Source organism: Acetobacterium malicum subsp. dehalogenans DSM 11527 (assembly GCF_000472665.1).
GTDB lineage: Bacteria > Bacillota > Clostridia > Eubacteriales > Eubacteriaceae > Acetobacterium > Acetobacterium malicum.
Genome location: NZ_AXAC01000018.1, coordinates 44,535 through 59,359 on the forward strand (window position 1 = coordinate 44,535; position 14,825 = coordinate 59,359).

The 14,825-nt window shown below is 42.4% G+C and carries 14 protein-coding genes; 5 read left to right on the forward strand and 9 right to left on the reverse strand.

All coding sequences use genetic code 11. The annotated features are described in order from the left end of the window. Positions 1-161 precede the first annotated feature (161 nt). Together A3KS_RS0108610 and A3KS_RS0108615 are read left to right on the forward strand one after the other, a co-directional pair. The gene (locus A3KS_RS0108610; protein ID WP_026394587.1) at positions 162-719 is read left to right on the forward strand and encodes a LemA family protein; all 558 of its coding nucleotides are present in this window, start codon (positions 162-164) and stop codon (positions 717-719) included. A gap of 92 nt (positions 720-811) precedes the next feature. Beyond that, positions 812-2,737 (forward strand): DUF2207 domain-containing protein, encoded by a 1,926-nt coding sequence (locus A3KS_RS0108615; RefSeq protein WP_026394588.1) that lies wholly within the window; start codon positions 812-814, stop codon positions 2,735-2,737. 125 nt (positions 2,738-2,862) lie between these two features. Here the strand turns inward: A3KS_RS0108615 and A3KS_RS0108620 are convergent, their stop codons facing one another. The 3 genes from A3KS_RS0108620 to A3KS_RS0108630 all read right to left on the reverse strand — a co-directional run bounded on the left by A3KS_RS0108620 (position 2,863) and on the right by A3KS_RS0108630 (position 5,451). After that, a complete protein-coding gene (locus A3KS_RS0108620; RefSeq protein WP_026394589.1) occupies positions 2,863-3,795 on the reverse strand; it encodes a sugar-binding transcriptional regulator in 933 nt (310 codons plus the stop codon). An 85-nt stretch (positions 3,796-3,880) separates the two neighbouring features. Beyond that, positions 3,881-4,741 (reverse strand): sensor histidine kinase, encoded by an 861-nt coding sequence (locus tag A3KS_RS0108625; RefSeq protein ID WP_026394590.1) that lies wholly within the window; start codon positions 4,739-4,741, stop codon positions 3,881-3,883. Continuing rightward, entirely contained in the window at positions 4,738-5,451 is a 714-nt protein-coding gene (locus A3KS_RS0108630; RefSeq protein WP_026394591.1) for a LytR/AlgR family response regulator transcription factor, read from the reverse strand. Before A3KS_RS0108630 ends, A3KS_RS0108625 begins: the two co-directional genes overlap by 4 nt. A 287-nt stretch (positions 5,452-5,738) precedes the next feature. Between A3KS_RS0108630 and A3KS_RS0108635 the strand changes: the two genes are divergently transcribed. Further along, positions 5,739-6,737, forward strand: coding sequence for a dihydroxyacetone kinase subunit DhaK (locus A3KS_RS0108635; RefSeq protein WP_026394592.1), 999 nt, complete (start codon positions 5,739-5,741; stop codon positions 6,735-6,737). A gap of 253 nt (positions 6,738-6,990) precedes the next feature. On the opposite strand, the gene A3KS_RS0108640 is transcribed toward A3KS_RS0108635, so the two are convergent. The 6 genes from A3KS_RS0108640 to A3KS_RS20610 form a co-directional block, all read right to left on the reverse strand. Then, positions 6,991-8,478, reverse strand: a complete 1,488-nt coding sequence (locus A3KS_RS0108640; RefSeq protein WP_026394593.1) for an FGGY family carbohydrate kinase — start codon at positions 8,476-8,478, stop codon at positions 6,991-6,993. 188 nt (positions 8,479-8,666) lie between these two features. Beyond that, a complete protein-coding gene (locus tag A3KS_RS0108645) occupies positions 8,667-9,479 on the reverse strand; it encodes a methyltetrahydrofolate cobalamin methyltransferase (RefSeq protein WP_026394594.1) in 813 nt (270 codons plus the stop codon). 102 nt (positions 9,480-9,581) lie between these two features. Then, positions 9,582-10,214, reverse strand: a complete 633-nt coding sequence (locus tag A3KS_RS0108650) for a cobalamin B12-binding domain-containing protein (protein ID WP_026394595.1) — start codon at positions 10,212-10,214, stop codon at positions 9,582-9,584. Between the two features lie 26 nt (positions 10,215-10,240). Next, positions 10,241-11,392 carry a uroporphyrinogen decarboxylase family protein gene (locus A3KS_RS0108655; protein WP_026394596.1) on the reverse strand — a complete coding sequence of 384 codons (1,152 nt, stop codon included), beginning with the start codon at positions 11,390-11,392 and terminating at the stop codon, positions 10,241-10,243. Positions 11,393-11,767: 375 nt separating this feature from the next. Beyond that, complete coding sequence (locus A3KS_RS0108660) at positions 11,768-12,535, reverse strand: DeoR/GlpR family DNA-binding transcription regulator (protein ID WP_026394597.1); 768 nt, start codon at positions 12,533-12,535, stop codon at positions 11,768-11,770. Positions 12,536-12,719: 184 nt separating this feature from the next. Further along, positions 12,720-13,646 (reverse strand): sugar-binding transcriptional regulator, encoded by a 927-nt coding sequence (locus A3KS_RS20610; RefSeq protein ID WP_035355755.1) that lies wholly within the window; start codon positions 13,644-13,646, stop codon positions 12,720-12,722. A gap of 204 nt (positions 13,647-13,850) precedes the next feature. Between A3KS_RS20610 and A3KS_RS22530 the strand changes: the two genes are divergently transcribed. Continuing rightward, a complete protein-coding gene (locus A3KS_RS22530) occupies positions 13,851-14,477 on the forward strand; it encodes a dihydroxyacetone kinase subunit L (RefSeq protein WP_051355759.1) in 627 nt (208 codons plus the stop codon). A gap of 26 nt (positions 14,478-14,503) precedes the next feature. Then, positions 14,504-14,824, forward strand: coding sequence for a hypothetical protein (locus A3KS_RS0108675; protein WP_026394598.1), 321 nt, complete (start codon positions 14,504-14,506; stop codon positions 14,822-14,824). The last annotated feature ends 1 nt before the right edge of the window (position 14,825 follow it).

Here is a 14,825-nt window from a genome sequence, read left to right on the forward strand (position 1 = left end):
TCCAACAAGACAAACTTACTCTTAACTGGATTAAATCGTTCAATCCGAATAATTTTTCTTGTATTTTGCGCCATTTAAAAGTATCCCTTAATTTCATTGTAGCCGCTATGGGGACGTGATATAATATCAACAATAAAATTGTTTAAGGAGGATTATAAAAAATGATTGCTATTCCAATTATTCTCGGTCTTATTGTGATCATCGGTCTGTGGCTTGTTATTTCGCGAAATAGCTTTGTCAGTATCAAAAATCAGGTTGAAGAAGCTTTTTCGACCATGGATGTTTATCTTAAAAAGAGATACGATCTGATTCCCAACCTTGTGGAAACGGTCAAGGGTTATGCCACCCATGAGTCTGAAACCTTTACCAAGGTAACCGCAGCCCGGACAGCGGCCATGAATTCAACCAGTATTGACGAAAAAATCGCCAATGAAAATGCTTTATCCGGTACCTTGAAAAGTCTTTTTGCGGTAGCTGAAGCCTATCCCCAACTCCAGGCGAATACCAATTTTCTGGATTTACAACAACAGTTAAAAACGTTGGAAGACGAAATTGCCAACTCCCGAAAATACTACAATGCGGTTGTCCGAACCATGAATACCAAGGTTGAGTCCTTCCCCAGCAATCTGGTAGCCAGTATGTTCGGATTCAAAAAACAGCCCTTCTTTGAGGTTGGTTCTGCTGAAGAACGGGAAAACGTCCAGGTTAAATTTAACTAGTTCACTCCGATTCATTCAGCAATTTATTGATGACAACAAAAATGACGGTGCTTTTACAGCACCGTCTTTAAAAACTTTAGGAGGTAAACCATGTGAAAAAGCAAAGCACCCCGATACTACTTGTCCTTCTTGGCCTTCTTCTTTTAGGAATTGTTTTTCCCGGAAGCACCTTCGCCCAGGAATATTTTGATATCAACCTGTATGATGTTACCATGAATGTACAGGAAGACCACGCCTATGATATTCAGGAAAACATCACCGTCACCTTTTCGGAACCGCGCCACGGAATCTATCGATTTATCCCCTATAGCGGCAGTTTTTACCGGGAAATAAATGGACAACCGGTGGAAACAACCTACAATGCCCGGGTGACTCATGTGAATGTCGACAATTTTAATTTTGAAACCTCCACCGAAAGCGGTAATGTGGTTATCCAAATCGGGGACGGTGATGAATATGTCAGTGGCACCCAAACCTACCCGATTTCATATATCTGGAATCCGGGGGATGACAAGATTGACAGTATGGATGATGTCTACTTTAACATTATTCCACAGAATTGGGATACTACCATTGAGAAGGCTCATTTTAAAATTGTGATGCCAAAACCCTTCGACCCGACCCAGGTGGAATTCATCTCCGGCGGCTACGGTAGCACCATCACCGACGCCGTTGATTTTACCGTTTCCGGGAACACCATTGAAGGAACCCTGAAGCAGCCCCTATCCAATTACCAGGGCGTCACCCTTAAAATCAATCTGCCGGATGGCTATTTTGTCGGCGCCTTTACCGGTGACGAATTCATCCCCTTTATGTACATTATTTTTGGCCTGTCTTTGCTTGGTGGCGCCTTAATCTGGCTTTTCACCGGCCGGGATAAAAAACCGGTGGAAACAGTGGAGTTTTATCCACCCCAGAATTTCACCCCCTCGCAAATCGGTTTTATTGTCGATGGTGTCCTGGACAAACCAGAGGTCATGTCGCTGCTGATGTACTGGGCCGATAAAGGCTATATGACGATTGAACAGGTGGATAAGAAAAAGTTTATCTTCCATAAAATTAAAAACCTGCCAGATACAGCCGAGGATTTTGAGCACACCCTGTTTAATAATATTTTTGATCAAAAGGACAGTTTTTCAACGGTCAGCGTTCCCGCCAGTTTTTACGACACCATTGTCGCAACCAGGGAACAGATCAAAGGCTATTTCGATATTCCTGAAAATCAGATCTTTACCGCCGCATCTAAGGTTGGTCTGGTCGTCATCAGCATTTTTATGGCCCTGCCGCTGCTGGCATATGTCACTAATGGCGCCTACAAGCTCGGCATGCTGACTTCTTTTTTTGAAGGACTGATCTTTATCGGCATTGTTTCCTGTTTTGCGGCGGCACCCACCGTTTTTGGCGCTAATATCATTACCTCCGCCCTGCGCAACCGCAAGGGCGTGGCCCGAAAAAAAACTGTTGGCCGGATAATTCTGGGCATCGTGATCCTGGTCGTCGCGGCATTGATTTTGCTTGTTGTTAATATCTTACTGGAATACACGTCCCTGCTTCCGGCGCTGCTGGCCCTGATGGCTACCTATGGCACCGCCTTTTTCCAGATTATTGCAACCCAACGGACTGAAACCGGACGGCTGTGGCTGGGTCAGGTCCTCGGTTTTAAAAACTTTATTGAAAAAGCCGAAAAAGATCGGATTCTTGCTCTGGTCAACGAAAATCCCCAGTACTTTTTTAATATTCTGCCCTATGCCTATGTGCTGGGAGTGACTGATAAGTGGGCCAAGAATTTTGAGTCCATTGCCATTGAACAGCCCAGCTGGTATTATGGCACCACCTATGGTAATAATTTCACCTCCCTATTGTTCGTATCCAGTTTAACGAGAAGTATGAACAGTATCGCGTCAGATATTATTGTTCCCCCTAACTCGGGATCTGGCGGATTCGGTGGCGGCGGATTTTCCGGCGGTGGCGGCTTCTCCGGCGGCGGTGGCGGTGGCGGTGGCGGTGGTAGCTGGTAACACTTTCCCAGCCTCGCAACCGACTCAATCGACCATTTTCGAAGCTGATCATGGGATTCAGAAACAGTTCATAACGGCAAAAACGCCGGATCATTTACATGATCCGGCGTTTTTGAGTTGCCGTATTAAATACGTTTGCGCTCATCCATTTGTTTGATGATCTCGCTTGCCAGGGTCTCGGTAATCACCAGATGTTTGAAATATCCGGTTTTCAAACCACTGATGACAGAATCAATATTGGCTTCCTGGGGTACAAACCCGATCACATTTCTGACCCGGGCTAACAACTCCAGCGGAATTTGGATCGCATAGTCATCTTCTCCATGTATCAATTCCCCCTCGGGATTAAAAAAATACGAAAGTAGACATCCAACCGCCTTCTCTTCGATTAGTTTTCGCCCAAACCGCATTGCCGATCCGTGATCCGGTACCGAGGGATAGCTGCCCAAGGTTATCAACGCCGTAGTGGTCCTTTTCCAGTAATCTTCAATTCGCTTATAATCATCGGACACCAGCACTTGGGTCTGCTCCTCCGCGGTGGTAGGTATGGCCGGACAATTAAGGAATTCTGCCTTATAACCGGTTTTCTGGGAGAGCTCTTTAACCAGCTCATCTGGATGGTAACCCCGTTGGGGGGCAGTTGTTGCCCCGATCAGCGGGCAGATTACACCGCCATTGATACCCATATCGTTTTGTTGAGCAAATGCCTTAATAATCTTGTCCGTGTTATAACCCCATCCTAAACCTAATATCTTTGTTTTGGGTAAGAATTCCAGCAGCACATCCGCACCGGTCTGATATAAATCATCCGGCAATGAAACTACCTGACAGCTTTTCAAGTTAAAACGATGACATAGCTCATGTCTGATTCCTCTGATGGTCCGATGATAGGAAAGCACATCAATTTTTACAATGCCTGCTTTTCTGGCCTTATTTAAAAGGTAACTGACCGCCGGACGGGATATCTCTAATTCACTGGCGATTTCAGACTGGGTTTTATTTTGTTCATAATATAATTGGGACACATGTATCAAACGGCACAATTCTTTTTCTTTCAACAATCCACCTCACCCTATCGCTATAAATGCCAATATAATATATCGCATCTACGGGATTTTGTCAATTTTGAAGCGAACCTATTTTTTAATCCAGGGGAATCAGGATGGTGCATTTAAATCGGTCCTCAAGAACCTGAGTAACCATGTTGCCTTCATAGTTTTTTAAGACCTGTTTGACATTCGAAATCCCATAGCCACTTTGATCCTCATCGATACGTTTGCTGCTGACCATGTTGCTCCCCGACTTATGAATGGTCTGCTCATCAATGGTGTTCTCGATGTCAATCAGCAGACTCTCGCGTTTATAGTACATATTAAACTTGATCGTTTTATCCCGGTCTGGTCGCGAATCCCGCAGGCACCCCTCAATAGCATTGTCCAGGACATTGCCCAGAATAATGGACAGATCAATGCTGTTCATTTTCAGGTTTTCCGGGATGGCAATATAATGAACAAAGTTAATCTTATTATCAGCTGCAACTTTGATTTTGTAATTTAACAACGCATCCACCACATGATTTCCCGATCGATTATGATCAACGGCATTTTGTAGCATATTATGGAACTGCAAAAGATACTCCTCGATTTCTTCGCAGGCCTCGTTCTTGATTAAGTATTGCATGGTGATGACGTGATTGTTCATATCGTGCCATAATCCTCTTACCTGATAATTCTTTTCAAGCATTTCTTTATAATGCTTCTGTTGGAGCTCCAACTGGATATTGACATTCTGATATTCATTTATCTTTTTAGCTTCATGATCGAGTACTTTTAAGATGACAAAAATCACCACATTGATATACAACAGCGCTCCCAAAGAAGCAATTCCAACTAAATGCCTGTTGGCAACGTCAACATCAATGAAATATAGATTTAATCCGATAATTAAACTGATAATCGGAATACTTAAAAGGACGATGTTCCGAATGACTGATGAAGTTTTCATTCCATCGATCCTGCCATATACCGGGTGAAGGCATCATATACTTTCTGATTCCTTTTAGGGCTGATCGGGATCATCACGCCATTTTTTAATACCACTGCTTTTGTTTTGATACTTTTGACATTTTTAAGATTAACAATATAAGAGCGATGACATAAAATAAAGCGCAATGAATCCAACTCCTTTTCCAACGCTGAAATTGTGTAGTAATATTCGTATTCTGCATCAAAAGTAGTCACTTTTATTTTTCTACCCAGACTCTCAAAGTATAAGATCTCATCGCTTTTTAAGAATATTTTTTCGTTGTTTATTTCGATTTCATGAAAACTGGATCGTGAATACTTGAGGTCATTCTCCAGTTTTTCTAAAACCAGAAAGAGTTTATCTTCCGGGAATGGTTTTAATAAAAAATCGCTGGCATTCACGGAGTAGCCCAGTACGGCGTATTCAATTAAGGATGTGGTAATAATAATCCGGGCTTCAGTATCTGTTTTTCTGATCTCATTTGCGATGTCAATGCCGTCTTCGTTATCTAAACGCATATCAAGGAAAATCATATCAAAATTAATCCCTTCGTTACTTGCTGCAACGAGTTCATAACCAAATTGAAATGTGGTTAAACTATAATCCGTTTTAAATGGATAGCGCCCAATCAGATCAACCAGTATTTTTTTATGTTGTTCCTCATCTTCGCAGACCGCAATTTTTAACATCTTTTCACCTTTTATTCTAGCCCAAATCTTACTTTTCAATAAATTATTATACCGTATAAAAGTCTTTGTTACAATCTTTTACGCTTATTTAACCAGTTAGTTTTATTTTTGATGACATCAAATTCTGTTTTCATGACATCAATATTGTTTTAATAAACAATATTTGCTAGTATTGAATAATCTAATTACTTCAATATTTCAGTTCAATTTTCATATATCAGACTAAAAAGCTATCCCGGAATCAGGATAGCATTGATTCAATACGAACTCAAAAAAAGGAACTCACCATGACTCTGAAAAAATTCATCAATAAACCGGAAAACATCACCGCCGAATTACTGGAAGGGCTGGCCCTTGCCAACCCCCTTATTCTCGAAGTCAAACCCAATAATCTTGTTGTCAACAAAGGACTCGAAACGGCCAGCCGCGTCACCATTGTGACCCTGGGCGGCTCTGGCCATGAACCGGCGCTTGAAGGTTTTGTTGGTGAAGGTATGATCGATGTAGCTGTTGTCGGTGATGTTTTTGCCGCGCCAGGATATAAAGCGGTCGTTGATGCTCTTCATCTTGCTGATAAGGGAAAGGGTATTCTTTTAGTTGTTTTAAACCATGCTGGTGATATGATGACCGGAGCCCGAGCCATGGAAGAAGCCCGTAAAGCCGGCCTCAAGGTATCGCTGGTGATCACTCAGGAAGATGTCGCTTATGCTCCCCGTTGTGAAGCAGACCGACGCCGCGGTCTGGTGGGGTGTGTGCCACTGTACAAAATTGTTGGTGCAGCCGCTGCCCAGGGGAAGTCCCTTCATGAGATAACCGCCATTGCCCAGGATTTTGCCGATAATATGGCAACGATTGCGGTAGCCTGCAAAACTGCCACCCATCCTCAAAATGGTTCCGCTTTTGCAGTACTTGGGACTGACGAAATGGAGGTTGGTATGGGTCAGCATGGAGAAGGCGGTGGCGGCCGGCAAAAGAAGAAGAATGCTGATGAAACAGCCATCCTGATGTCAGATTTACTGATTGCTGATTTAAATCTCTGCGCCGGCGATGAAGTAATGGTGATTGTCAACGGCACCGGATCGACCACCATTATGGAGATGTTGATTATTTTCAGACGTGTTCATAAATATTTAGAAGCTAAAGGGATCGTAATCGTCGCAAATTGGGTCGAAGAAATTTTGACCGTCCAGGAACAAGCCGGGTTTCAATTATTTTTTGCCCGCATGAATGCCCAGAATCTCTGGTATTGGAACGCACCGGCTCGAACCCCTTATCTGGTGCGATAATCGATTTATTCACTGCTATAACTAACCGGACTTATCTTAGTGATTGTTTCTATCTTGCTCGCAAAATCATCTGCCATTTCTCGGTAAATTAGCTCCTAAAGCGAAGCTAGACCCTGCAAATTCAGATAATTTGCAGGATCTATGATTTCACAGATTTTTCTAGTTCTTATAGCATCTTAATTTTGTTATCCGGTCAGTAGGCCAATCATGATCCTCCTGTCATGGCGCAGTTATTCTTTAGCGCATAATTAATCTAATAGTTCCAGTTCATCGAACGCTTAATAGCTTCTTTCCAGCCATCGTAGGCTTTGTTGCGTTTATCAGCATCAATTTCCGGGATAAAGCTTGCTTCAATCGTGAGGGCTGCATCAAAATCTGCTTCTCTCCATAGACCAACATAAAGTCCTGCCATTTCTGCCGCACCTAAACTGGTTGCCTCTACTGAGAACGGTCGGTCTACCTGAACATCCATCATATCAGCCATCATTTGTGCCAATAGATTGTTTTTTGACGCCCCACCGTCAATCCGGATGGACTTCATCTTAATCCCAGCTTCATTAGCCACCACATCCATGATATCTTTTAGTCTAAAGGCAATGCCTTCCAAGGTGGCGCGAACCAGATGGGCTTTCTTGGTCCCCCGAGTGATGCCAAATATTGTTCCTCGCGCAAAGGGATCATGATAAGGCGCACTTAAACCAGCCAATGCTGGAACAAAATAGACGCCATTGCTATCTTCAACTGAACGGGCCAAAGATTCGGTTTCGCTGGACTCGGCAATCACTTCCAATCCGTCTCTTAACCATTGAACAGCGGAACCGGTGACCGATTCATATCCTTCCAAGGCGTAAGTCATCACATCTCCAATCTTCCAGGCAATGACAGTATTAAGCCCCTGATCGGAAACCACACATTCTGTTCCAACATTGATATCTAAAAATGATCCGGTACCATTGGTGATTTTTCCGGTGCCAACTGTTCGGCATCCTTGGGCAAATAAGGCGGCATGTTGATCGGCGATCACACCTGTAATCGGAATTTCTGCACCCAGAATATCTTTTAAAACAACTCCATAGTCCCCGGAGTCCGTAATAATTTCCGGAAATATTTTTGTATCGATGCCAAGAAAAGTAAGAAATTCCTCATACCATTGGCCGGTTCTTAAATCAAGACTCCCCATAACAGACGCATTGGAATAACTGATTGCATGTTTTTTCCCACCAGTTAATTTCCAGATCAGCCAGGTATCGATAGTACCAAAGAGGGCCTCACCAGCTTCAATTTTTTCTTTGATTAAGGGAACATTATTAATGTACCAATTCAGCATCATCGAAGAATAGACTGGTGCCAATGTCCAACCGGTGGTTTTTCTTGCTTTTTCGCCCCATTCTCCAGCATTTAGTTCCTGACACAAGGCTGCCGTTCTGGTATCCTGCCAAACGATGGCATTATATAGAGGCTCTCCGGTTTGCTTATCCCAGACCAGACACGTAGCCCGCTGGTTAGTTATCCCGATACAGGCAATTTCTTCGGGTGAAATCATGGCCTCACCAATGGCTTTTTGACACATTGCTACACTTTTTTCATAAATTTCCATGGCATCGTGCTCAACCTTGTCTTCGCCGGGTGTGTACTGGGTAAACTCCTCATAGCATTGTGCAACAATTTGCAGCTTTTGATTGAAAATCAAAGCTCTGGTTCCGGTGGTTCCTTCATCAATAACGAGTACATACTTTTCCATTTTTTACTCCTTTAAAATTATTTGGTCTGGGTGTTTCCTAACCTGCTTTTACTGAAGTGTCTGGTTATCTGAAATGCCGCCAAAGCAATTTAGACTGAATTTCTATAGTGCCTTCAACTTGCGCAAACGTTTACGGTAGTTGTAAAATTCGATAAATGACTGACTGATCAATTGCGTATTAGAATTGATCAGGACTTTTTCCTATTTGGATCAATAATTCCAGCACGAAATGCTTTGCTGTAACTTCGACAATTTCGATCGTGCCCGAGCAATGCATAAGTTGCAAAAATCGTTGCCATCATGTCTTTGTTAGTTGGATCTATTACCGCTGAATCCATTCCAGCTTGAATTGCCAATGCCATAAAGGTTCGATTGACTTGGGCACGTCCTGGCAACCCAAAGGAAATATTACTTAAACCTGACGTAATATGTATGTCCGGGTACACAGCTCTAATCGCTTTGATGTCCTTTATGAAATTAAGATACGATTCGTTATCAGTCGCCAGCGCCAATAAACAGGGATCAAGATGAATCCGATCGGGTGTAATACCGTATTTGGCTGCTTTTTCAACCATTATTTCAGTGATCTTCACCTTTGTTTCAACATCTCTGGGAATCCCATGATCATCGCAAGTTAAACCGACTATTTCCCAGGAGTTGCTTGTCAACAACGGCAGCAGCACTTCGCATTTATCCCCTTCCCCAGAAATTGAATTCAGCAATCCCGGTTGTTTCGCATATTTGAAAACAGCTTCGATGACACGAGGGTTGGGACTGTCAATGCATAGTGGGGTCTCGGTGGCATCCTGAACGACATCGATTAACCATTTCAGTGCTTCGATCTCCAGTTCCGGTGCCGTACTGGCGCAGACGTCAATAAAATCTGCTCCTGCTTCCGTTTGCTTAATTGCCCGCTCGGCGATAAAATCAGCATCTCTTTTTTCGATGGCTGCTTTGACCACCGGAATGGTCCCGTTAATTTTTTCTCCGATAATTATCATGTCTACTCCTCTTAAAATGGCTGTTGCATCTTCACTACAATCACATCAAATCTGCAACAGCCAAAATTGTTTTATCCTATTGTTTTCGATAAGATACGGTTGTTATTTCTCGCACAGTTTAACTGCCAGAGCTGCAGCGCCACCTGCATCTTTAGCAAACATATCACAACCCATTCGATCACAAAAATCCTGAGTGATGGGGGCACCACCAATCATAATTTTCACCTTGTCACGAATACCAGCATCTACAAATGCTTTGACAACTTTTGGTGTTTCCGGCATGGTGGTTGTCAGCAGAATCGAACATGCGACAATATCGGCATTGTGTTCAATCGCTGCTTCCACAAATTTTTCGGCCGGTACATCGATACCGATATCGATTACTTTTAGACCGCGTCCTTCCAGCATCATCCCCACCAGGTTTTTGCCGATATCGTGCATGTCTCCCTGAACACTGCCCAAAATAACAGTTCCCAATGATTTCGAATCCTGATCGGTCAGCAACGGTTTCAAAATTTTCGAACCTTCCATCATCGCGTGGCAGGAACATAGTACCTCTGGTATATAAAGTTCATCACGACTGAATTCATCGCCAACTATTGCCATCCCAGCCATCATGGCGTCAAGAACTTCCTGAGCATCACAACCGGCATCAATGGCTTCCTGAACTAAACCCGGCATGGCTCGTTCGTCGCCGTCATAAAGAGTCTCTGCTATTTTTTTTAAAATCTCCACTTTTTTCACCTGTCCTTTTATATGATTTAGTCTAAATTAATCGGGTAATTACCAAATTGATGAACACAGTTTACCATGTGCACAAGATTTTCTGCACTGACATCCCCTTGGACATTATGTGCCGGCGATAATAAAAATCCGCCGCCAGGTGCCAATGCCTTGATGGCTTCACGTACTTCATGAGTAATCTCTTCTTTGGTACCAAAAGGCAGGATCTTTTGAATATCAATATTGCCATGGAAAACCATATCGTTTCCAAATTCTTTTTTCAATTCATACCGATCCATATTAGTTGCCGCTGGCTGTACGGGGTCAAGCACGTCAACACCACAATCAATTAAGTCTGCAATAAATGGTTTAATGGCACCGCAGGAATGGAGCATGATCTTGGCTTCCGGATTGTATTGATGCAAGGTCTTTTTGGCATGCTCAAAATGCTCTTTTAAATGGGGCTTTACGACTTTTTTGAATGTTTTAGGAGACATCAGTGGACGATCCTGCATCCCCAGATCTTCTCCGCTGAGTCTGAGAATGTCAACGTATTCACCTACTTCAGCCATTATTACTTCATTGGTACGCTTTTGAATCTGACAGATCTTATCCATCAGGGCATGGGCGAATTCCTGATTGTTAACGATATCCCGATACCAGCGTTCATGTCCCCGCATATAGGTTGCCAGTTCAAAGACCGCGCCGGCAAATTTCGCTAAAATGGCAAGATCCGTGGTCTCCCGAACCCCCTTCATTTCTTCCTGCAGTCCAGCATAACGTTTTGGATCTTCAGGATCCGGCCAGATATAAGTTTCCAAATCTTCTATCGTGGCATTAGCCAATGGCGGATTAACAAGTTCAAAGTAAAAATGTCCGCCGGCAATGGCGGTTTTTTTCCAGTAGCATCCCCATTCATCAGTAAAGCTGCCGTCTTGAAAGCTCTTGGTATGAACCGAAACCCCAGAACGTGGCGAAACGTAATACATATCAATTCCCAGTTTTTTGATCATTTCAATAGGCATCTGTACCTCGGTCCATCGACCCATTCTGGGGCTGTCCGGCAGATATTCCATATTCAACACTTTTTTCATATCCCGATACACATCAATGGTCAGCACCATGTCAACTGGCACTCGGTCTGGTTCCTGGTGATTGGCTGCTGCCATCACTCTTTCTCGTGAATTCATTATTTCCTCACTCTCTAAACATAAATAATTCGCAGTTTTTTAGACATTCTCGTGGCCTCGAGCTTTTTTTCGTAAATAATTTGTATTTACCGCTTATTTCAATTACAATATAACATGCTAATTTCTATATGTCAACATTTTATATTAACTTTATATGTATTTTATAGTAACTTTGTATTTACTTTACGATAATAATTAATTTAATTAGTATTTATTAAGTTTTTTTAGTTGACTTTTTGTAAAATATTTACGAATTTATTGCAATGTACTAATTGACCATCGTTTTCCAGAAATCCTTTCAGTAAATAAAAAAACGCATCGTCATTTCGATGCGTCTCAAAGTATTAATTAGTACCAGGATTTATACTATTGTCTTTATATTACTTCGATATTATTACTCTTGCAGTATTCCCGATAAATCTCCGGGGTTTTATCATCCAGAATAAAACCGTCAAAAACATTTAAATCAACCATTTTTGTCAGCGCTACCTTATCAAACTTCGAATAGTCTGCCAAGAGATAACATTTACTACTGATTTCATAAATAGTCTGATTGATTTCAACTTCTTCAAATGCCCCATGGGTAATCCCCTTATCGATGGATACTGCCATAACCCCCATGAAAGCTTTATCAATGTTAAAACTCTTTAAAAAATCATTGGCTTCCTTCCCATAAAAAGCACCGGAAAAACTACGCAGCTTTCCGCCCGGCATATAAACCGTGATTCCTGAAATCGCAGAAGCTTTTAATGCTACACTTAAAGAGAGCGTAATTAAATTGACATCCTGAATATCTTCTAGGTAGTCGAGAACCAGTTCCACAGTACTGCCAGCATTTAAAGCGATCGTGTCACCATTTTCAATGATTCTTGCCGCTTTTTCAGCAATTAACCGCTTCTCTTCGATGTTCTGGGTTCTTTTTTTATAAATATCCATTTCCGACGTCGTCTGATAGTTAATTTTTTCTTTTCTGAAAGCCCCACCATAAGATAATGTAATCCCATACTCCTCGGCAAGATATTTTAAATCCCGACGTATTGTCGCCTCGCCCACACCATATTTTTGAGAAAGACTGGCCACTTTAACGGAACCTTTGCTCATAATTGTATTCAAAATTTCTTTTCTGCGATCAATATGCAACATCTTTGTTTCTCCTCATATGTGTTCTTTTTCATTTCTATCAAGCTATTGTTTTTTCTGATCATCAAGACCACATCTCTCAGGATTTGTCTGAACGCAAATCCAAAAATCAATCTCTATTTTAAATTGTACCTACAAATCCTCATTATTGCAAGGCTAACATAACGAAATCGACCTTAGCACCAGCTTACCAATTGCTTTCATTTAAGCTTAGAATTTCTTTTGCAGTTTGTTCGGTAATCACCAGATGCCTGATATACCCAGTTCGCAGACAGCTGATGATCGCGCTGATATTGGATTCCGGAGGAGCAATGCCAATAATATGTTTGATTCGTGCCAACAACCTTAAGGGAATCTGGATCGCATAATCATCATCCCCTTCAATCTGTTCGCCCTGGAGATTAAAAAAATAAGACAACAGACTCCCGACCGCTTTTTCCTGTGTCAGTTTCTTGCCAAACCGTAGAGCCGTTCCATGATCCGGCACCAGCGGAAAACTGCCCAGAGTAATTATGGCCGTATCGGTTTTCCGCCACCGCTCTAAAATTTCCTGATAATTATTGGTATTCATGAACAGTTCCTGATCCTGTTCGGTGGTGGGAAAGGCCGGACTTATCAGATATTCTGCCTGAAAACCGGTTTTGTGAGACAGCTCAGTGGCCAGCTCATTGGGATGATAGCCCCGATGAGGCACAGTGGCAGTTCCAATTAAGGGGCAGATGATACCATGTGAGGCTATACCGTTATTTGTCAGGGGCAGGGCTTCAATCATTTTATTGACATTATATCCCCAGCCCAGTCCTAAAACCTTGGTTTTATCAAGAAAATCAACCAGGACCCCGGCAGCCTCCCGGTGGAGATCTTCTGCTGTTGCCACTATATCGCAGGTCTTTAGGTTAAAATGGCGGCAGAAACTCTGACTTAATCCCATGTTGGAATGCTGATATGAGAGGATCTCTATTTTTACAACTCCCTCTTTTCTGGCCTTATTTAATAAATTACTCACCGATGGCCGGGAAATATTCATGATTCTGGCAATTTCAGCCTGGGTCTTATTCTCTTCATAGTATAATTTAGATATTTGGATGAGTCGTAATAACTCTTTCTCTTTCATTTGGTTACTCCGATTTCTTTACCTGTTAGTATTATTATTGTTTAATATATAACAATAATTATCATATGTCAATATATTGCGATATATTTGATTTTTTTTAAAACTTATCCTATTTAATCGTAACATATGCTAAATTTATTTGACTTCCCCATTGACACTTGCTATACTGAACACAAAGATGTAAACGATTATGGGGGTGTAATAATGCCAATAGAACCATTGAAAATCAAAACCTTGCTCCTTACTGCCGCCCAGGAAATAGCCGATCATGTTGATATTCTGACTGAACTGGATTGCGCCCTGGGTGACGGTGATCATGGTACAACCATGAAAAAGTTGACAAAAGTAATGTTTGCGGAAATTGACAGCTGGGATGAAACCACCAACCTTAAAGTGGGGCTGGAAAACCTCAACGATGCCTTGGAAGATGTCAGTGGCGGTTCCGCGGGGCCCTTATTTAGCGCTTTTATTCATGGTATGGCGGAAGCAGCAAATCCTGAAGCGCCAAACTCTGATACCTTTATAAAGATTATTCTGCTTGGAGCCTACGACGAGTTTTTTGCCACCTCCAAAGCGGTAGTTGGTGATAAATCAATGATGGATGCCATCGATCCAGCTACCGAGGTGATCCGCCACTCTACCACTGATATGAAAACGACCCTCATAAAGGCGGCCCAGGCGGCCCGAGCCGGATCTGACAACACCACCGGAATGCTGGCAAAATTTGGGCGAGCCCGTTATATCGGTGACCGCTGTTTAGGTCATCGCGATCCTGGTTCGGTTACCTTCGCTTATTTCTACGAAGGGCTGGCCAAAGGATATTCAGCATAAAACATATAAACCGAAGGGAGAAAAAAATGTACGAAATTATGCATGTTGGTGTTCCCGTTAAGGAACCGGTATTGGAAGAGTTTTACGCCGAGGGATTAAAGGTCCATATCTCCAGCCCGGACAATAATCCTCTCAAATTTGAATACCTGAGGTTTGAAGAGGGTACCCCACTTCATCCCGATGTCGTCAATTTGACCCATATTGCCTACAAGGTGCCCAACATCGATACCTTTATCAGCGATCACCAGGCGATTGTTTTAAACGAGCGGATGACAGTTGATGATCACCTGGACATTGCCTTTGTTAAAGTCGCAGGCACCGTTATTGAATTAATGGAAATGAAATAAC

Bases quoted from the DNA above. Each gene is read 5' to 3' on its own strand.
- A3KS_RS0108610 (WP_026394587.1), top strand. From the start codon at position 162: ATGATTGCTATTCCAATTATTCTCGGTCTTATTGTGATCATCGGTCTG.
- A3KS_RS0108625 (WP_026394590.1), bottom strand. From the start codon at position 4,741: ATGAAAACTTCATCAGTCATTCGGAACATCGTCCTTTTAAGTATTCCG.
- A3KS_RS0108630 (WP_026394591.1), bottom strand. From the start codon at position 5,451: ATGTTAAAAATTGCGGTCTGCGAAGATGAGGAACAACATAAAAAAATA.
- A3KS_RS0108635 (WP_026394592.1), top strand. From the start codon at position 5,739: ATGACTCTGAAAAAATTCATCAATAAACCGGAAAACATCACCGCCGAA.
- A3KS_RS0108640 (WP_026394593.1), bottom strand. From the start codon at position 8,478: ATGGAAAAGTATGTACTCGTTATTGATGAAGGAACCACCGGAACCAGA.
- A3KS_RS0108645 (WP_026394594.1), bottom strand. From the start codon at position 9,479: ATGATAATTATCGGAGAAAAAATTAACGGGACCATTCCGGTGGTCAAA.
- A3KS_RS0108655 (WP_026394596.1), bottom strand. From the start codon at position 11,392: ATGAATTCACGAGAAAGAGTGATGGCAGCAGCCAATCACCAGGAACCA.
- A3KS_RS0108660 (WP_026394597.1), bottom strand. From the start codon at position 12,535: ATGTTGCATATTGATCGCAGAAAAGAAATTTTGAATACAATTATGAGC.
- A3KS_RS20610 (WP_035355755.1), bottom strand. From the start codon at position 13,646: ATGAAAGAGAAAGAGTTATTACGACTCATCCAAATATCTAAATTATAC.
- A3KS_RS22530 (WP_051355759.1), top strand. From the start codon at position 13,851: ATGCCAATAGAACCATTGAAAATCAAAACCTTGCTCCTTACTGCCGCC.
- A3KS_RS0108675 (WP_026394598.1), top strand. From the start codon at position 14,504: ATGTACGAAATTATGCATGTTGGTGTTCCCGTTAAGGAACCGGTATTG.